Here is a 20,118-nt window from a genome sequence, read left to right on the forward strand (position 1 = left end):
TTCTGAACCGCAGACTGCGACCTCGTGCTCAAAAGTGAATTACTCGCGGCGATCGAAAAAAAACGACACCGGGCAGGAGCCCGACAAAAAACATTTTCATCTTTTCACGAAGGCGGCAAGCACAGACCGGAAAACAAAACGCAGCGCAAAACGGGCCGAGAAGGGAGAAAAAAAAGAAAGAGATAAAACAAAACCCGAAAAAAAATTTCAGTTGTTCCGAAGAAAAAAACAAGGAGAGCACGACGCCGCCGACCAGGACAAAGGAACGTTCAAGCCGAATGATGCAAAAGAAAAAAAGACGAGGAAGAAAAGATCGAAGCATCCGCAACTCGGTTTGTGGCCGAACGGGCATCCCGGTTAAACGCGCGTTTTCACAATGGCAAAACGCGATTTGAATTTCATGAAAGGTTTTTCAATGAGTTCGTAACTGATGATGGGAATGATGAGCGAAAGAAAAATGATCGCCGGCCAGAACATATACCAGTGCGTCATGAACGGATGTTTTTCGGTTACCTTATTGATGAAAATATTGAGAATGATATTTCCCCAGAGATAAATTCCGAAACAACATCGCCCGAGATAATTCACCGGGTGTTTCGGCCCCCAGCGCAAAGCCGCATCTTCATTGAAAACATAATTCAGCATCATCATGCCGAACAACAGCAGGTAAAGATATTTTTTGAAAAGCATATCGAACAACGTGTTCCACTCATTCAGGTCATCATAAGAAAGCAGCCAGATCATTGAAATGTAAACCAGAAGACGAGCATACACCGGCACTTTCAATTTGAACGGACGATGAAAAATAATCCACGCACCAAGTCCGCCGAGCGCAAGCGCATCGATGCGCGAAAATGTATTCAGGTAACCGTGGTACCAGCTCCATCCGTGAATGGAACAGTAGGCGCGGAACCCGATGCTGAAAATGATCACCGTGAGAAAAACAGAAGGAAGTCTTTTGATCGGGAAGAGCGCAACAAGGAAAGGCCACAGGAGATAAAAATGTTCTTCCACGCAAATGGACCAGAAATGTGCGAAGGGGAAAGTCCACTGTTCTGTTGCGATCGTGCGGAAATTATTATAAAAAAAGATCACCGGCTTGTATTCCGGTTTTGCAAATCCTGTCCAGTAAATGAGCAGCGGCGTAATTGCAATTATAAAATAATACAGCGGCCAGATCCTGAAAATTCTACGCAGGTAAAATTTAGGAATATCAATTTTTCCGGTTGAACTTTTTTCACGCAGCATGAGATATGTAATGAGAAATCCGCTGATCATGAAAAACATGTCGACACCGAAATTGAAATTTCCGATGATGTGATGCAGGCGATCGCCGAACCAGTTGTAGGAATGCGCATCCGCATTTCCGCGCAGGGGCGCAGGCGTTCCGTACCAGCCCGTCCACCCGTCCCACGCATGCACGATCACGACCATGAACGCGGCCGCGAAACGCAGCGCATCCATCTGCGCGAAGTGAATTGGTTTTTTATTTTCTGCGAGAGTGGTCATGGGGAAAGCCGCGCCAAGATACGGGTAAACGCAACAATGGAAAAACAACGATCAACGCACGATCACCAGCGCGATACCGAAAATCAAAGTGAAAATTCCCATTCCAATCATGAGCAAAGCAAGCCCGGGCCCGCCGGGAAAAAGAATATTTGTTTCCGGATCAATAGGATCATAATGAACTTTCACAACCGGCGTAATTTTTTCCAGGAGTTTTTCTGCATCTTTTTGCAGGAATCCCTTTTCTCCTTTGAGAATTTCGATCGGGAAAACCGTATTGCCGGTAAAACTTTTTCCATTCACGCTGAAACGATATTTCGCCAGGATCACTTTATTCGCCCTTCCGCCGGAAGAAAGTTTTCTCGGGCCAGTTTTTTTTGAAATCAGCTCGCCATCACAAATTGTCCATCGGCTCATTCTCCTCCACATCCGGAAAAGTTTTGCGCCATAATAAACAGCCATCGATCCGACGAGCAACGCAAAAACAAAAAGCATCCACTTGAGCATGGAGAAAAATTATTCTCAAATGTAGGAATGAAAAAGAAGAGAATTATTTCATCTGATTATTTACTTCGTTCAGCTTCTGAAAATCATTATTCTGAATAATACCTTTCGCTTTTTTTCCGCCCCCGCCCGCTTTGGAAAGCGTGTCAGTATGCGCCGGCTTCGATGCGGGACGGATAGAATCATTTGATCCAATGGAATCGATGCCGCTGCCGAATGAAGATTTTTCATTTGCAGAATCTTTTTTCTGCGCATCGTTCATCACCGAATCGACAGGAAGAATTTTATTTTCGGTATCGTGGTGATGCGGGATCAGAAAGAACCATACCGCCGCCGCCGCAATGATTCCTGCCACAGCAAAAGCCCACCACCATTTTCTGATGAAGGAAATTCTGTTGACGGAAGGAGAATAATTTTCCAGCGACGCCAATGGAATTCCAGCGCAAGCTGCCGCAATATGCTGTTTGAGAATTTTTCTTCCACTTTCTTTCATCGCCATTGTAGTTTGTTTCAGCCATTCAAATTCATCACGCAGTTCTTTATCGAGCGATAATTTTTTTTCAAATGCAGCACGCTCTTCATCTTTCATTTCCCCGAGGAGAAAACGATCAAAAAACACATAAATATTTTCGTCGGCCGCCATTTGTTATTGAGTTTCTGAACCGGAATAAATGGTTTTCAGTTTCTGAAGGCATTTATATTTCTGCGATTTTGCATTGTCGGCGTTCGTGTAACCGAGATCTGTTGCTATCTCCTCCATATTTTTTTTGAAATAATAAAAGAGCAACAATAATTTTCTGCAACCAACGCCCAATCGCGACAAACTTATTCTGAGTTGTTGGTGAATTATTTCATTCGAAGATTTCTCCTCCATCATCACGTCTTCTGCTTTTTCAAAATCAGTCAACCGGATATTTTTCTTTTTCTTTTCTAATTGTTTCAGCCATTTATTCCTGCACACGGCGTAGATCCACGTTTTGAGAGAGGAATGCAATTCAAATTTTCCCGACGAGAGTTGTTCGAACAAAACCACCGACGCCTCCTGGAAAAGATCGCGCGCGTCTTCTTCCCTGCCGTTGTTGTTGATCACGAAATAGCGGATCATATTGAAATGCTGAACGTACAATTTCCGGAACGCAGCCGACTCTCCTTTGCGGAGAAGCTCAATAAGTTCGTTATCGTGGGTGTCAACACTCATTTGTAATCGACTACTGCTACTCGTTTAAAAACCACGTCTTCCATTTCAACTTCCGAACACATGTATTCTCCGAGAACCATAATAGAATCATTCAACGAAATAATCGGTTCGGTATGATCACAGAGAATTCCCCGCATATCGGGAACGGTTTTCGCGGCGTAAACTAAAATCGAATCGGGAACAACAAATTTCCACGATCCGACCTGGTATGGCTTTCCATCCACGGTTTCTTTATAATCCCCGTTATCCAGGAAAGAATACACGGGAAAAAATCCTTGCATATCACAGTTCGTTTTTACTCCGCCCACAGTACTCGAAGCGCTCACCAGCTTCCAGTTGCCAACCACATTTTTTCTTGTTGCCACAAGAACGAAAGAATAAAACGGGAAGACGATCCAAAGAAAAGGAATAAGAAGTTTTTTCATAGTGCAATTTGTGGTTTATACCGGATATCGTCCAAAGGTAACCCGATAAAAAGAAAAAAATATTTTCAGCCAACCGGTTACCTTTTGCATCGTCTCGGCATTAAGAAGAAAAACCAGGACATGAAAAAGCTAATTATCCCTGCATCCCTGATCGCCATTGTGGTCATTGCAGTATCTGTTTATCATTCAAAGAATGTTCAGCCCGCTTCGGGCGCAGGCGCAAGCATGATAGCGCCCGCGCGCACCACAACCACGATCGCGCAGGACACGCGTCACCCGTACGAGGAAAGTTTTTCGGCGCTGAATATTCCGGAAAGCGAGAAACAACATTTTACGCTCAATGCAAGATCGGCGCAGGTGATCGTGGGAAACAGCGGCACCATTATTTCCATTCCGGAAGATGCATTCGCAGACAAGAATGGAAATCCTGTTACAGGAAAAGTGAAAATGCAGATCGTGGAAGGAATAAGCAATGCCGACATTATGAAAATGAATCTCGGCACAATGAGCGACCAGGGGCTTCTGCAAACAGGAGGAATGGTTTACATGAATGCGCTTTCCGAGAATGGCGATACGCTTTCATTGCAGAAAGGAAAAGAATTAGAAGTGGAAATTCCGGCAGCACATGTAAAAGAGGGAATGAAATTGTGGAATGGAGAAGTTCAGAAAGACGGAAGCCTGTTATGGAAAAATCCGCAGGATCTGAAAAACGGATTGCGCGATGTGCCGGTGGAAAATATAGATTCTTCATTGGCAAAAGCCGGAAAGAAATCGAAATATAATTTGGATTCTCAAAACGAAATGTTCCTGGCGCGCCGTGCCGCGTGGGGCTATACCTATTGGGGAAATGCAGGCAACATTACCGATTCATCACTCATCGACGCGTATAAAGTTTTGGGAGCCGACACACTTTTTCATTGGAAAACAGGAATGAGCGGAGTGGATTCTGTTGTAAATGTTTTGATGGATTACAGGACAAGAGGATACGATGCGGGAGATGTTTCGAATCAATTTTCCGACACCTCCAATGTAGTTTTGACGTCGAACAATTTTTCGAACGGCTCTCTTGTTCATCTCGACGACAAAAAATTTGAGCACACGAATATTTCTACTGCAGAATTCCGTTCGCGTTTGCCTTTCATTCGCCAGGCGTGCGATCAGAAGATCATGAATTGCTATACTGATAATCCGAATCGTGCATTGTGGAAAAGCGATGGAGCTGCCGCAGATTCTCTCGATAAAATTTCCTGTCCGTTGGCAGAAGTATTCCGCGAATTTGCAAAACTGAAACAGGACAAGATCGATCCGAAAGATCCGCACACAGTGGCCGCGCTCGATAATGCAAGAAATATTGCATTGCAGAATTATTCGCGCAATGTTCGTAATGACGATGTAACTTTGGGAGGAAAATACGGAGGATTCGGATCTTATTCTTTCGGAATGAAAAAATTAGGATGGGCGAATGTAGATCGCTTAATGCACAATTGCGGGGCGAATGATGTGGCGACTTTTTTCAACGCGCATCTTGACGGAATTAATTCCAATGAAAATCCTCAGGTATCACTGCTCATTCCCGACCAGGAAATTTTTATTCCGGGATACAAACGCCCGAACGGCGATTATTCGTTTACGCATGGAGAACAGGAGCAGGAAGCATTTTATCCGAAAGGAACGACGGCATATATTTTTGCAAGAACAGGAGACGGAAATAAATTGCGCTACGTGCTGAAAAAATTTGTGATGGGCGAAAATAAAATTGAAAATGCAACACTCGCGCCCGGAACAGAAAATGAAATGATACGTGCGCTGGGAAATCAGCCGGTGAATGACGATGACAATACGATCATCGACGACTGGACCACGAGAAATCTGAAAAGCGGATGGGGGTGTATTTGTGCAGGTGAAGAAAGGGCCAAATGATTTTGAGAAGCACCGGCCCATCTCAGATCGGGAAAACACTCTTCGGGGTGTTTTTCTTTTTTAAAAAGTACAATCGAATTTTCTCCTAATTTTGATTCGCCGCCCCACGGAAATCAAAATTACCATGAAACAGAAAAATATTTTTCTCACCGCGGCATTTCTCATTTTATTTTTTTCACTTCACGCGCAGTTCCGTGCCGGGGTCGGTTTATGCGGCGTGTCGTCAGACATAAAGGGCGCCGATTTTCTCGACGGTGATAATGATTTCAATAAAGCGGGATTTTCTGCGGGACTTATTCTTAATTCATTCATTGATGAGCAGAACAGTTTCCAGTTTGAACTGAATTACATTACCAAGGGCACTATGCAAAAATCCGATTCGGCAAACAATCATTATTTTAAACTTGCGCTCGATTATGTAGAAGTTCCGTTTGTTTATCGCCATCGAATGGATTTTGTTCTCAATAAAAAAGAAAGAAAAAATTTTGAAATTGAATTCGGCGCATCTGTCGGGCGCCTGGTAAAGATCAGGGACATTTACAATAATTATTACCAGACGTACAACACGGATCAATTTCATTATACAGACGTGAGCATTTTGCTCGGGCTTAATTACCACATCAGCGAACACTTTTATGCCGGGCTTCGCTATTCGAACAGCGTGATTCCGGTGATGGATAAAAACAAAGCGCTGTTTGCGCGGCGATTTACGATCAACAACGGAAACAATATGGTTTACCAGTTGGGAGTGCATTATGTTTTTGGAAATCCGAATAAAGCGAAGGAGCACGACGGAAGCGAAGGCGACAGCGGAAACCAATAGTCGTTTTTCAAGGAGGGTTTTGTTATATTAGTAGGGACAATTCCCACTAAAAAAATCTGCAACTTGAAAAATATTTACACCTTCTTTCTTGCCGCCCTGTTCTCTTTCGCGCTGAACGCACAGCAATACCTCAATCAAAACGGGCTCAACAACCGCAACGCGCAGAAACCGGCGAACTTTTATGATGTGCAGCGCGCATTCAATTCCTATTGGGAAAATAAAACACCGTCGGATACGGAATCGGAAAATGCCGAGGACGACGGCTACCAGCAATTTAAACGCTGGGAATCTTTTGCAGAACAGCGCACTTTTCCGAGCGGGAATTTTCCTTCCCCCGAAATTCTTTTCCAGCAATACCAGGCGTATAAAAATCAATACCCGCATTCGAATATGAATGTGGCCTCTGCCAACTGGTCGTTCTTCGGGCCCAATGTAATTCCCGGAAACGGCGGCGGCGCAGGAAGAATAAATTGCATTGCATTCGATCCTGCAAATTCAAATATCATCTGGATCGGCGCCGCTTGCGGAGGATTATGGAAATCTACCGACGGAGGAGTAACGTGGTTTTCAAATACAGATCTTCTTCCTGCGCTGAGCATTTCTGATATTGTCATTGATCCTTCCAATCCGCAAACGATGTACATCGCAACCGGCGACAAATACGGAATTTATTACCAGTACGAAGTGTGGGGACATTATTCCGCAGGAGTTTTGAAATCAACAGATGGCGGGTTGTCCTGGAACACAACCGGGCTGAATTATGCGCTCATGAATCTTACGCTCATCCAGCGCCTGATCATCGATCCTTCCAATGCCAGCATTCTTTATGCAGCCACCAACCAGGGAATTTTCAAAACCACCGATGCGGCAGTAACGTGGAGCAGCATCCGTTCGGGAAAATTTTATGATATGGAAATGAAACCTGGAACATCAGGTACGCTTTACGCAGGCGACAGCACGGGCGTGATCGTTTCCACCAACAGCGGGGGAACATGGAATTATGTGCCGACTGTTACATCAACCGGAAGAACTTCCATTGCTGTAACTCCGGCAAATGTGAATGTAGTTTATGTTTGGAGCGAAGGCGGTGGATTTTATTATTCCAATAATTCAGCAACATCATTTATCGTGCGAACAGATCCTTCTTCCAGTTGCACGCCTTATGGATATTACGACATGGTGCTTGAAGTTTCTCCCACGAATGAAAATATTCTTGCCACCGGCGGACTCAGTGTTGCCAAAACTACCAATGGAGGAGTGGCATGGACAACCACTTCCGACTATAACTGGCCGAATACAAATTATGTTCACGCCGATAATCACGCTTTGAAATTTCTTCCGGGAAGCGCTACTAATTTTTTTTCCTGTAACGATGGAGGAATTTTTAAAACCACCGATCAGGGAAATACGTGGAGTGATCTCAGCGGAGGAATTGCCATCAAACAATATTATCGCATCGGCGGTTCTGCGCTCACGCCTTCGCTCATATACGGGGGCGCGCAGGACAACGGAACAGACCAGGTGACAGGAGTGAGTACGGCGAATCATGTTTACGGCGCAGATGGTGAAGAATGTCTCGTGGATTATTCCGATGACAATATTGTTTTTGTTTCTTATCAGAACGGAGCATTCCAGCGATCAACCGACGGAGGCGCATCTTTTTCTCCTACGAGTGCATTTGGCTGCGACTGGACTTCGCCGCTCATTATGGATCCTTCGAATCACGACATTATGTACATGGGATCGACTGATGTATTGCAATCGACGGATAACGGAGTAACGTGGAATAATATTTCCAATGGTGCATTTGATGGCGGCTGTTTGTATTCGCTGGAGATCTGTCAGAATAATCCGCAGTGTATTTATGCTGCAACGTTCGGGCACATTTACAGAACAACTAATGGCGGAGTAACGTGGACGAATATTACCGGAACACTTCCTGTTGGAAGCGCTGCGATTTCAGGAATTACAATAAAAGATTCTGATCCGAATTCGGCGTGGGTAACGTTCTCCGGATTTTCTGCGCCCGATAAAGTTTATTATACCAATGACGGAGGAGCATCATGGTCGAATGTTTCGGGAACACTTCCGAATATTCCTGCGAACTGCATCGAATACCAGAACGGAAGTAACGATCTTCTTTATCTCGGAACGGATCTCGGTGTTTTTTATATGGACGCTACCATGAACGACTGGCTGCCGTACAATAATGGAATGCCCAATGTGATCATTGATGAACTGGAAATAAATTACGGAGTGAGCAAACTCCGCGCGGCAACTTACGGAAGAGGAATATGGGAAAGTGATCTGCAGGTTTCTTCATTGGTAAATCTTGATGCAAGTGCGTTCGGTATGTCCTATCCTCCGACTACAACATGCGACACCGCGATCGCGCCCGTCATACGCATACGCAACGCGGGCGTGGACACGATCTTCAATGCAGAACTTCATTACAAAATGGATGCGCAATCGTGGCAGGTTTACAACTGGAGCGGAACACTTGCTTCTTTAGCAATAGCGAATATAACTTTGCCTGTTTTCAATCTCACTGCGGGCGCACACACGCTCGTGGCGTACACAGCAAATCCGAATTTACTTGCAGACATGAACAACAACAACGACACGATCACGCGATCGTTCACAATTTTATCGAATGCCGTTGGCGCAACTCCGCCTCCGGTCGTTGAAGGATTTGTGAATAATATTTTTCCGCCGGCAAACTGGCAATTAGAAAACTCATCCGCGCTCTGGTCGAGATCGGTTGCGTGCGGAGGATATACCGCGAACGGGCAAAGTGCGATGGCAGATTTTTATAATATTTCATCGGGCACAGATGTGCTTGCAACTCCTTTCATCGATCTTACAAATTCTGTAGCGCCGATCACCCTGTATTTTGACGTGGCCTATGCGCCCTACGATCCGACTTATCTCGACAGCATGTTCATCGATCTTTATTCTGATTGTGGCGGAACGGAAACGGTGCTGTACAAAAAAGGATATCTCTCGCTTGCCACTGCGCCTGCGCAAGCCACACCGTTTGTTCCCGCGCCCGCGCAATGGAGAACAGACACGCTTCATCTTGATTCACTTGCCGGCCATTCTCCAATGAGAATTCGTTTTATTGCCAAGAGTGGATACGGAAACCAATTGTATATCGACAACATCAACATCAGCGGAAATGCAGTGGGAATTTCACCGCAGAATTCCACTTCAGAATTTTCTGTTTATCCGAACCCGGCAGATAATGCGGTGAACATCGAATGGTCGTCCGGCCGCGGCGGAGAAATTCTTTTCGTGATGTATGATGTGACCGGGAAAGAAATTCTGCGCAAGCAGGAGAACGCATCACCGGGAATAAACCGGTTCACGATCAATACTTCCGATCTTCCTTCAGGAATTTATTTGTTGAGGGCAAATGAGAACGGGATCCTACACACGCAAAGAATTTCTGTTGCGAAATAAGCCGGCGCGTTCCAGTTTTGCGAATGTGTATAAAATTGATTATTTTTGTGTATAATGAAAATCCGCAAATGAGAACCAATATTGTATTGAACGACAAACTTCTGAACGAAGCCATGCGTCTGAGCCATTCACAAACCAAGAAAGAAGTAGTGGAGCGGGCGCTTGAAAATTTTGTAAAATACATGAAGCGGAGAAAAATGAAAGATCTTTTCGGAAAGATAAAATGGGAAGGAAATCTTAACGATATGCGCAGATCATGAACCGTACCATGGTCGACACTTCTGTTTGGATTGATGCGATCAACGGAGTAAAAAACAAGCAATCAAAATTGCTGCATGAACTGATCGAAGACGACGCCGGGGTTGTGTTGTGTCCCGTTATTATTCAGGAAATTCTCCAGGGAATAAAAAGTGACCAGGAATATAAGTTGGTGAAAGAAAATATTTTTGGATTTGAAATTATTTCACTCGATCCTGTTGAGGTTGCAGTTGGTGCGGCAGAACTATTCCGTGAAATGAGAAAAAAAGGAATTACAATCAGGAAGAGTAATGATTGCACCATTGCTTATTACGCCATAAAAAGCAATTCAACGCTTCTGCATAAAGACAATGATTTCCTTCGCATTGCCCGCCACACTAATTTAAAAATCTTCGGATGAAAAATATTATTCCTACACTCCTGCTGGTTATTATTTGCACCGACGTATTCGCCTACAGCAAATACTGGGTGAAATTCACAGACAAAAACGGAACGCCCTACTCTACTTCCAATCCATCGGCGTTTCTTTCTCCGCAAAGTATTCAGCGAAGAACAAACCAAGGCATTGCCGTTACGTGGTATGATCTTCCTGTGAATCCGTCTTACATCAACCAGGTGCTTGCTACCGGCGCGGTCACGTTCAATTATTCTTCCCGCTGGCTGAATGCAATTTCCATTACCACGACCGATGCGGCAGCGCTCACCGCCATAAGCGGACTTTCATTTGTGATCAGCACTTCTCCGGTACAGCGGTTCGAAAATCCTGTTTCAGGAAGAGAAAAACCGAATGACGAGGAAATATTTTCGAATGAAAATTTACGTGAAGGCGCCCCACAGCAGGTTGTGTTAAATTACAACTATGGAATTTCCTACAACCAGGTACACCAGATCAATGTCGACTGCATGCACAGCGCAGGTTACAATGGCGCCGGAGTGGTGATTGCGGTGCTCGATGATGGATTCATGAATGTGAATACCATTGGCGCATTCGACAGTCTCCGCACGGATAACCGCATTCTCGGCACGTATGATTTTGTTGCAGGCGTCACGAACGTTTACGGTGTAGGTGGACATGGAACGATGTGTCTTTCCGATATGGCAGCGAATATTCCGGGCCAGATGATAGGCACTGCACCGAAAGCGTCTTATTATTTATTGCGCACAGAAGAAGCAGCAACCGAATATATCATTGAAGAAGATAATTGGGTAGCGGGCGCTGAATATGCCGATAGTGTTGGCGCAAATATTATTTCCACTTCACTTTATTACACGCAATTCGATGATGCATCACAGAATCACACGTACGCGGATATGAACGGGCGCACTTCTGCATGCGCGATTGCGGCTGTGTTCACGGCGCGCGTGGGCATGCTCACATTTGCGTGCGCAGGAAATTCCGGAACATCGGCGTGGTATTACGTAGGAACTCCTGCTGATGCAGATTCAATTCTTGCTGTTGGCGCAGTAGATGCAAGCGGAACACTCGCAAATTTTTCTTCACGCGGACCTTCATCTGACGGAAGAATAAAACCGGACATCAGCGCATGTGGCGTGAATGCGATCGTGGTGAACACGAGCGGAAATGTAACTGCGGCAAGCGGAACTTCATTTGCAACGCCATTGTCTGCAGGAGGCGCAGCGTGTTTGTGGCAGGCGAATCCTTCGTACACGAATATGCAATTGCGTCACGCGATACAGATGAGTTCGAGCCAATGGGCGGCGCCCGACAACAACAAAGGATATGGCATTCCCGATTATTGTTTGTCGAATATTATTCTGAATGCAAATACAAATGAAACGGAAGAAAATATTTTCAGCATTTATCCAAATCCGAATAACGGGGAAATGATCTTTTCATTGGCGAATTCAACCGAACACGGCGTGATAGAAATTTATGACGCAACGGGAAAATTAGTGCAGACGATAAATGTGAATGCAGGAGAAAAAAATATTCCGGTGAATGAAGAAGGCCTCGGCGAAGGAATTTATTTTGTCCGGGTGAAAAACGGCGAAACAATATTGCTTTCACAAAGGTTCGCGATCGTGAAATAATTCACTACATCATCATGTAGGTTTACCTTCGGGAACATTCTGTAATTTGCACACGAATGAAAACCCGTTCCCGCCGGATTATTTTTCTTTTCTGTTTTTTTCTTTGCAGCATTTCTGCCATTGCGGGGCTGCAGCCCATCTTCCGCCACCTCGGCGCTGAAGAAGGAATGACCTCCGGCTACACGAATTGCCTTTTTAAAGATCACTATGGTTTTCTCTGGATAGGAACGGCAAACGGATTGAATCGTTTCGACGGAAAAAATGTTGTTCAGTATGTTCATCGCGACAACGATTCTCTTTCACTCGGGACGAACGAAGTGGATGATATTTGTGAAGATGATCGCGGAATGCTATGGATCGCAACCAAGGGGGGGCTCAGTGTTTTTGATCCCGAAACAAAAAAATTCAGCAACTATTCCAGCGAAGGAACCGGCGACGGGCAAATATTATTTTATAAAGGCGTGCGCTCTGTTTGTTTTTTCGATCACAGAATATGGATGGGGCTTGCAGATGGAATTGTTTGCGCCACAACGGACAAAATAAAATTCACACTCATTCCGAAAAAAGATCTTCATGCAGAGAACAAGGGCGTTCATTGTGTTCCGAAATGTATGTGGAGCACGAAACATGGCTTGTGGATCTCCACGTTCACCGGCGTTTATTTAACCACCGACGGACAACATTTTTTCTGCAGTGAAAATAATCCGCAGAATATTCCTCTTCTCAACCGCGGATTCATTGGCGGAATGCAAACAGAAGGAGATTCCCTGATCTGGTTTGTCAATTGGAGATTTCCGGGATTGTACAGGTACAATATATTCACGCACGTCCTTGATTCTGTTCACGCCGAAGGCATGCACGGCATTAATTTCATGTCTATCTGTCGCATCGACAAAGATCATTTCTGGGGAGGAACCATTACCGATGGAATTATTTCCATTGACATTCATTCCGGAAAAAAATATTTCATCATGCCGCATCGTTTCGATCCGAATTCAATGTCGGATGCAGAAATACAGGGGATCATGATGGACGAAGAAGGAACTGTTTTTATTGCTACCAAGCGCGGAGTTGATTATGCAAATCCCGTGCAGACACAGTTCCGTGTTTACCGGAATGATCCGGCCGATTCGACTGCGTTTCCTTCGCAGGCCCCCATCGCTATTGAAGAAGATGCGGCCGGAATGTTATGGATGGGAACAATGTCGAACGGACTTTATTCGCTCGATCCCACAACCGGACGCTGTACACGATTTCCTTTAACGGGAGATTTCAATCGGGTATGGAATATTTTTTCGGATGAAAATAAAATTCTGGTCAGCACCGATGGAGGGTTGTGCTGGCTCGATATGAAGAATAAAAAAGTAACACTGTTTGATGTTCCGGATACATTGCGCGAATATCTTTCAGGATATGTCACCTTCATGTGCCGAGATAAACAGAATTGTTACTGGTTCGGATTGTGGCAAACCGGAATTCTCAAATATGATCCGGTGAGCAGGAATGCAATTTTATTTTCGAAAGCAGACCGCACACATCATCTCGAAACGGCCTCGCCTACGGATGCATTTATTGACGAGAATAATAATCTGTGGTACTCGCACATTGAATCGCCTTCTATCACGCGAATGAATATTTCCGATTTCCATTCGCAGACTTTCACGATCTCTTCCAACCGCAATGGACACATCAGCGGATTTTTGCAGTGCATGGAACGCGACAACAATGGAAATATATGGACGGGTTCTTCGCAGGGAGGACTTTACCGTTATGATGCGGCGCAAAATATTTTCCGTCAATATGATCAGGCCGATGGACTTTCGAATAATTATATCATCTGCATTCAGAAAGATAAAAAAGGAATTTTATGGATTTCCACTGCGAATGGATTGAATCGTCTAGATCCTGCAACCGGGAAGATAAGCGCGTTCTCTGTTTCCGACGGGCTTCCTTCCAACCAGTTTGTCGACAATCCGGCAACGATCACGTCGAGTGGAAAATTATTTTTTGGCTGCGACAATTTTCTTGTAGCATTCGAGCCCGACAGCATTATTCAGAATCCGCATTTTCCACCGGCGAAAATTTATGCGTATGAAATTTCCGGCATCAGCCATGACCTGCGGAAAGATGAAAAGGAAATTTTTCTTTCTTATAAGGACAAGTCGGTGAATTTTATTTTCGGCGCAATAAATTTCATCGATCCCGAAAAAACAAATTTCGCATACAAGCTTGATGGATTCGACAAGGATTGGAATTTCTGCGGAAAAGAAGAACACATCACGTACACGAATCTTCCGCCCGGCGATTTTATTTTCCGTGTGAAGGCGACCAATCGTTTCGGGGAATGGAATACCGTAGAGCAAACGCTTCTCGTTCACGTGGACGGGCCATTCTGGAAAACGTGGTGGTTCTTTATGCTGTGTGTTCTTTCGGGAATTGCAGTCACTGCGCTCGCGTATTACATGCGCCTGCGCCAGGTGATGCGCCTGCAGGAGATCAGGAATAAAATTTCAAAAGATCTGCACGACGAGATCGGCTCATCGCTCAGCAGTATTTCCATTTACAGCGAAGTGGCAAAAAAAATGTCGGCAGAAAAAGCACCGGATATTTCGGAGATCATTTCCAACATCGGCGACACGGCGCGTTCTGCAATGGAAAACATGAGCGATATCGTATGGGCGATAAACCCGGTGAATGACAAATTCGACAGCGTAGTGAATCGCCTGCAGTTATTTGCGAAACAACTTTTCGAAGCCAAACAGATCAGCTTTGAATTATCAGTCCCGGAAACGCTGGGTGATGTGCGGCTCACGATGCAGCAGCGAAGAAATGTTTATCTCGTGCTGAAGGAAGCGGTGAATAATGTGGCAAAATATTCCGAAGCAGAAAATTGTTCCGTCACCATCAGGCGCACCGACAAAAAAATAAATGTAGAAGTAAAAGATGATGGAAAAGGTTTTGCAGAAACAGGGCCATCGCTTGGCGGAAACGGATTGCTCAATATGAAACAGCGCATCGAAGAGTTGAATGGAATTTTCAACATCATTTCCGGAATTCAGCAAGGCACTACTATTTCATTTCAATTCGAATCCTGAGCCATGAACAAAAAAAAGATCCGTGTTTGCATTTTTGAAGACAACAGCGCTTTGCGCAATAGTCTTTCTGTACTCATCCGCTCCGACAGCGAACTGGAATTTGCCGGTGCATTTCCCAATGCAATAAAATTGGCGGACGATATAAAAGAAACAAAACCCGATGTGATCCTGATGGATATCGGCATGCCGGGCATTTCGGGAATAGAAGCAGTGAAGATTGTGCACAAAAATTTTCCGGAAATAAAAGTGGTGATGCAAACCGTGTTCGACGACGACGATAAAGTTTTTCATTCCGTATGTGCGGGCGCAGTGGGCTACCTTCTGAAAAAAACAGCGCCGCTTCAGTTTCTCGAAGCAATAAAAGAAGCGGCAGCCGGCGGCGCGCCCATGACCCCATCCATCGCAGTGAAAGTGTTGCAGCTTTTCCGCACGCATCATGCCCCCGCGACAAAATCTGAAGTCGATCTCAGCGCGAGAGAAAAAGAAATTCTTTCGTCGCTCACGAACGGATCGAGCTACAAGATGATCGCTGCCGAGCTTTCCATCAGCATTGATACGGTTCGTTTTCACATCAAGAATATTTATGAAAAACTACACGTGCATTCCATGACGGAGGCGGTGGCAAAAGCTTTGCGTGATAAACTGGTCTGAAAAAAATAATTTGAAAAACAAACCTTCATCACCGACGCAAAAAAAATTTCAGCAGAGAAAAATATTTTTCCTGGTGAATTTTCTTTTTTCTTTTTCTTTCATGCGTGCGCAGGTAGTTTTCCAGGAAACGCTGGGAAATGGTACGTTCGATCAGAAGACGGCGCACCAGACATTCGATGGCGGCTATATCGTGATGGGAGGGCAATATAACGGCGGAACATATCTCAGCAAACTGAACGCAACCGGAAATCTGCAATGGTCAAAAACATATTCCGGTTGTTATGGAATTTACGTGATTCAAAGTCACGACAGCGGCTACGTAATTGCCGGACAACTCTATTCTTCCGGCAGCGCCTCGGTAATGATAAAAACAGACAAGACGGGAAATATTCAATGGACGAATACTCTTTCATGCGGCCCGTACGATTATCTCGAGTGTGTGAAAGAAACAATTGATCGCTGCTTTATTTTTTCCGGATATGCTTCTCTTTCCACCAACACAGATGTTTTTCTTATAAAAGCAGATTCGCTTGGAAATATTCTCTGGTCGAAAACAGTCGGAACATCAACCAATGAAGACGGAATTTCCCTGGCAGCATTACCAAACGGAGAAATTTTTATTTCGGGAGTAACAAACGGATTCAGCAGCGGAGATTTTTATCTCGCGAAAACCGACGCATCGGGAAATGTGCTTTGGTCGCGTTCATATGGAGGAACAGGGTTGGAAGAGGTCTATGCAATGGATGCAACAAAAGAGGGAGGAGCGATCATGACGGGATTCACAGAAAGTTTTGGATCGGGACTCAGAGATGTTTACGTAGTGAAAACCGATTCGGCAGGAAATATGGATTGGTCAAAAACTTATGGCGGTGCCAATTTTGATCATGGCCTCGGAATAAAAGAATGTTTTTACGGAGGATTCGTGATCGGCGCAATGACAAAAAGTTTCGGTTTTGGAAATAACGATGCGTACCTGATCAGGACTGATGCGAATGGAAATGTATTGTGGTCGAATGTGTATGGTGGATCAGGAATGGAACAGATCTGGTCTATTGACGAAACAAGCGATCATGGTTTCATTCTCGCAGGAAATACGGACAGTTTTATTTCTTCACCGCAGGCCTATGTAATAAGAACAAATAATCTCGGACTCACCGGGTGCAATGAAATGATGAACGTTCCCACTCTTGTTACGCAACCGCCCACGGTTGTCACGAATTTATTTTCCACGAGCACCCCGGCAGGAAATATTATTTCCAACCCGATTGTAGCCGGAGCAGGCCCGGGACAATCCATTCTCTGCGCATCGGCATTAGGAATTTCATCTTTGCAGAATAATATTTCCGCACTGAATATTTTTCCTGATCCGGCGAATGATAATTTTTCAATAAGTTTTGTTTTAGAAAATCCGTCGCCCGTAATAATTTCATTTTACGATGCGGAAGGAAAAATGGTGCGTGAAGAAAACGAAGGAACATTTGTACCGGGAGACCAAAGCGTGATGATGAATGGCGCCGATCTTCCGTGCGGACTCTATTTCATTCTTGTGGAAGCGGGCAATACGCAATTTTCGCAGCGAATTCTCATTGAGCATTAACCCCACCTACCCCATCATGTAGTTGAATGGCTTTCTCATGCGGCCTATGTTTGCTTCATGAAAAACCCAACAAACATTCTCCGCAAAACACAGCTGCTCTGCCTGCTGTTCCTGCTCACACTTCAGCTAAGCGCGCAAGTCGTGACAGACGAGTACCGCGAACTGATCGATTCCAATGCCGTGATCACTTCTTCTTCCGAAGATCAGAATTACCAATGGATCGGAACCGATAAAGGCCTCTGGAAAATCAATAAAAAAACGAAGAAAGCCATTCATTACGACACGGAAAATATTCCGCTCGAAAGTAATTTCATCACTTCAGTTTGCTGCTGTGCCAATGGAAATGTGTGGATAGGCACGCCCAAAGGAGCGATCCGATTCGATGGATTTGCTTTTCTCACAGTGAATGATGAGAACTCCGATCTGCCGGACAATTATATTACTTCCATTGTGCAGGAAAAGAATGGTACATTGTGGATTGGCACCCGGTATGGCGGCCTTGTAAAAATCGACCGTAACAAATACACCGTTTACGATCACACGAACTCCGCAATCAAAAACGACCACATCTGTAAATTATCGCTCGACGTGAATGGAAATATTCTCGTTGATGTATTCATGAACGGACAGGTCAGCGCCGATGAACTTGTAACACGCCCCGGAATGGTTTCTGTAAATCAATGATAACAGCAAAAAATTTTGTTACAACATTTCAAAAAAATATTACCCGATGAAAAAAATATTCTTATTCATTCTTTCAAATTTCATTCTCATATTTTCCTTCGCACAATCTTCGCGCCTTGTTCTTGCTGAAGACTGGACGAGCGATAATTGTCCGCCATCGGCACCGTCAGATAATTATTTTGCCAATCTCATCGATCCGGACCCGACCAAAGTGGTGAAAATTACAGATCACGTTTCATGGCCCAATGGAAACGAACCCATGTACACGCAGGATGCGGCAGAAAATAATGCACGTGTACTTTATTACAGCGTTCCGCATGTGCCGTATGCGCGCATGAACGGAAGCCCGAATAATGGAATGGACTGGCCTTACAATTGGAATCAGAATCGTGTTGACAGCGCGGCCTCTATTGTTTCCCCGTTCAGCATTGATGTATCACACTACTTCAATAGTGCGCACGATTCTGCTTTTGTAATGATGATCATCACTTGCACACAAAATGTGATGATGGCTACTCCCGTATTTCAATGTGTGATGGTCGAAAAGCATATTCACTTTGCAACTGCGCCTGGAACGAACGGCACCACCGATTTTTTTGATGTGATGCGGAAAATGTATCCGAACCAACTCGGCACCGCGATCGCAACTTCATGGATAGTTGGACAAACAGACACCTTACGCTACGCTGTTCCTGTTCCGAATTATATTTATGACATCAACCAGGTTGCATTTATAGGATTTATACAGGATAATTTTACGAAAGAAGTTTTGCAGGCAGGAGCAGACCAACCTAATCCTGCTCTACTTGATGCCGGCGTGACATACATCAATGGAATTTCGCAAGTAGGATGCAATGGAAATATTTCCCCCGTGCTCACGATAAATAATCTCGGCACCGACACGATCACCTCACTGCTGGTTAAATACCAGGTTGACAATGGCCCGTGGAATTCTCAATTAATCAGCAACACCATTCTTCCCGGATGGTATTTGTTGTACAATATTCCCGTGCAGAATTTTTCTCCGGGCGCACACACGATACGCGCGCAAACTTCTTCTCCGAACGGTCTCACGGATCAGAACATCTGGAACGACGGAACATATTTTGATTTTGTGATACTCTCCGCCCCGGTAACGATTCCAATGACTGAAGATTTTGAAAGCGGAATTTTTCCGCCGTCCAACTGGAGCATTCTCAATTTGGATCACGATACCACGTGGATGCGTGCGAATGTAGGCGGGTTTGGTGCGAGCGCGCATTCGGCAGAGATGAACTTTTACTATTATGCAAATCCCATGGGACAGGAAGATTTTTTATTCTCACCGCAGGTTGATCTTTCTGCAACCATTGGAAATATTTACCTCGATTTCAATGTGGCTTACACCTCCTATGATTCTGCTTTTCATGATTCGCTCGTGATCGAAGTTTCTATTGATTGCGGAACGAGTTGGCAGCGCATTTATGGAAAAGCAGACAGCTCACTGATGACGGCGCCCGACACGCTGAATAATTTTGTTCCCACCGCCGATCAGTGGAGAGCAGAACATATTGACCTTAGCGCGTACGCCGGCTCGCCCGCGCTCGATGTTCGTTTCAAATCCATTAATGCTTTTGGAAATAATCTTTACATCGACGACATCAATATTCACGACAGTACATCGGCGAATTCCATTGTGGAAATGCAGCACCATACCTCATTCAGTATTTATCCGAATCCGAATAACGGGGAAATGAATTTTGTTTTTCCTGCGGCCGGAAAAAATTCCTTCCTGGAAATTTTTGATGCAACAGGAAATTGTGTGAGCCGGAATGAAATTGTTGCGGGAACAAAAAATCTTTTTGTAAGTGAATGTTTTCTGCCCGACGGAATTTATTTGTGCCGTATATTTTCAGACGGGAATATAACCGGAACGGAAAAAATGGTGATCACAAAATAAACAC

General features: G+C 44.7%; 17 protein-coding genes. 12 read left to right on the plus strand and 5 right to left on the minus strand.

Annotation, left to right across the window (positions count from 1 at the left end; all coding sequences use genetic code 11):
- The first annotated feature begins 34 nt into the window (after nt 1–34).
- Nucleotides 35–361, plus strand: a complete 327-nt coding sequence (locus HY064_13520; protein ID MBI3511675.1) for a hypothetical protein — start codon at nt 35–37, stop codon at nt 359–361.
- Here HY064_13520 and HY064_13525 read toward each other — a convergent pair.
- The 5 genes from HY064_13525 to HY064_13545 are packed head-to-tail and all read right to left on the minus strand — an operon-like array spanning nt 358 to nt 3,633.
- On the minus strand, nt 358–1,509 hold the full coding sequence (locus HY064_13525) for an acyltransferase (GenBank protein ID MBI3511676.1): 1,152 nt from the start codon (nt 1,507–1,509) through the stop codon (nt 358–360). The two genes, HY064_13520 and HY064_13525, sit on opposite strands and share 4 nt — an antisense overlap.
- 51 nt (nt 1,510–1,560) lie before the next feature.
- Complete coding sequence (locus tag HY064_13530) at nt 1,561–2,013, minus strand: DUF3592 domain-containing protein (protein MBI3511677.1); 453 nt, start codon at nt 2,011–2,013, stop codon at nt 1,561–1,563.
- Nucleotides 2,014–2,056: 43 nt separating this feature from the next.
- On the minus strand, nt 2,057–2,653 hold the full coding sequence (locus HY064_13535; GenBank protein MBI3511678.1) for a hypothetical protein: 597 nt from the start codon (nt 2,651–2,653) through the stop codon (nt 2,057–2,059).
- A gap of 3 nt (nt 2,654–2,656) precedes the next feature.
- Nucleotides 2,657–3,208: a sigma-70 family RNA polymerase sigma factor gene (locus tag HY064_13540; protein ID MBI3511679.1), complete on the minus strand. Its 552-nt coding sequence runs from the start codon at nt 3,206–3,208 to the stop codon at nt 2,657–2,659.
- Nucleotides 3,205–3,633, minus strand: coding sequence for a hypothetical protein (locus HY064_13545; protein MBI3511680.1), 429 nt, complete (start codon nt 3,631–3,633; stop codon nt 3,205–3,207). The genes HY064_13540 and HY064_13545 overlap by 4 nt, the downstream gene beginning before the upstream one ends.
- Nucleotides 3,634–3,753: 120 nt before the next feature.
- Here HY064_13545 and HY064_13550 point away from each other — a divergent pair, with 120 nt between their 5' ends.
- From HY064_13550 to HY064_13600, 11 genes are all read left to right on the plus strand, one after another.
- Nucleotides 3,754–5,553 carry a hypothetical protein gene (locus HY064_13550; protein ID MBI3511681.1) on the plus strand — a complete coding sequence of 600 codons (1,800 nt, stop codon included), beginning with the start codon at nt 3,754–3,756 and terminating at the stop codon, nt 5,551–5,553.
- 124 nt (nt 5,554–5,677) lie between these two features.
- Nucleotides 5,678–6,376 carry a PorT family protein gene (locus tag HY064_13555; GenBank protein ID MBI3511682.1) on the plus strand — a complete coding sequence of 233 codons (699 nt, stop codon included), beginning with the start codon at nt 5,678–5,680 and terminating at the stop codon, nt 6,374–6,376.
- Between the two features lie 63 nt (nt 6,377–6,439).
- Nucleotides 6,440–9,838, plus strand: coding sequence for a T9SS type A sorting domain-containing protein (locus tag HY064_13560; GenBank protein ID MBI3511683.1), 3,399 nt, complete (start codon nt 6,440–6,442; stop codon nt 9,836–9,838).
- A gap of 68 nt (nt 9,839–9,906) precedes the next feature.
- A complete protein-coding gene (locus HY064_13565; protein MBI3511684.1) occupies nt 9,907–10,098 on the plus strand; it encodes a type II toxin-antitoxin system VapB family antitoxin in 192 nt (63 codons plus the stop codon).
- An 8-nt stretch (nt 10,099–10,106) separates the two neighbouring features.
- Nucleotides 10,107–10,496 (plus strand): PIN domain nuclease, encoded by a 390-nt coding sequence (locus HY064_13570; GenBank protein MBI3511685.1) that lies wholly within the window; start codon nt 10,107–10,109, stop codon nt 10,494–10,496.
- Complete coding sequence (locus HY064_13575; GenBank protein ID MBI3511686.1) at nt 10,493–12,148, plus strand: S8 family serine peptidase; 1,656 nt, start codon at nt 10,493–10,495, stop codon at nt 12,146–12,148. Before HY064_13570 ends, HY064_13575 begins: the two co-directional genes overlap by 4 nt.
- A 56-nt stretch (nt 12,149–12,204) precedes the next feature.
- On the plus strand, nt 12,205–15,243 hold the full coding sequence (locus HY064_13580) for a hypothetical protein (protein MBI3511687.1): 3,039 nt from the start codon (nt 12,205–12,207) through the stop codon (nt 15,241–15,243).
- Between the two features lie 3 nt (nt 15,244–15,246).
- The gene (locus HY064_13585) at nt 15,247–15,894 is read left to right on the plus strand and encodes a response regulator transcription factor (protein MBI3511688.1); all 648 of its coding nucleotides are present in this window, start codon (nt 15,247–15,249) and stop codon (nt 15,892–15,894) included.
- Between the two features lie 10 nt (nt 15,895–15,904).
- The gene (locus HY064_13590; protein ID MBI3511689.1) at nt 15,905–17,491 is read left to right on the plus strand and encodes a T9SS type A sorting domain-containing protein; all 1,587 of its coding nucleotides are present in this window, start codon (nt 15,905–15,907) and stop codon (nt 17,489–17,491) included.
- Between the two features lie 57 nt (nt 17,492–17,548).
- On the plus strand, nt 17,549–18,175 hold the full coding sequence (locus HY064_13595; protein MBI3511690.1) for a hypothetical protein: 627 nt from the start codon (nt 17,549–17,551) through the stop codon (nt 18,173–18,175).
- Between the two features lie 46 nt (nt 18,176–18,221).
- The gene (locus tag HY064_13600) at nt 18,222–20,114 is read left to right on the plus strand and encodes a T9SS type A sorting domain-containing protein (protein ID MBI3511691.1); all 1,893 of its coding nucleotides are present in this window, start codon (nt 18,222–18,224) and stop codon (nt 20,112–20,114) included.
- The last annotated feature ends 4 nt before the right edge of the window (nt 20,115–20,118 follow it).

This window comes from Bacteroidota bacterium (assembly GCA_016194975.1).
Taxonomy (GTDB): domain Bacteria; phylum Bacteroidota; class Bacteroidia; order Palsa-965; family Palsa-965.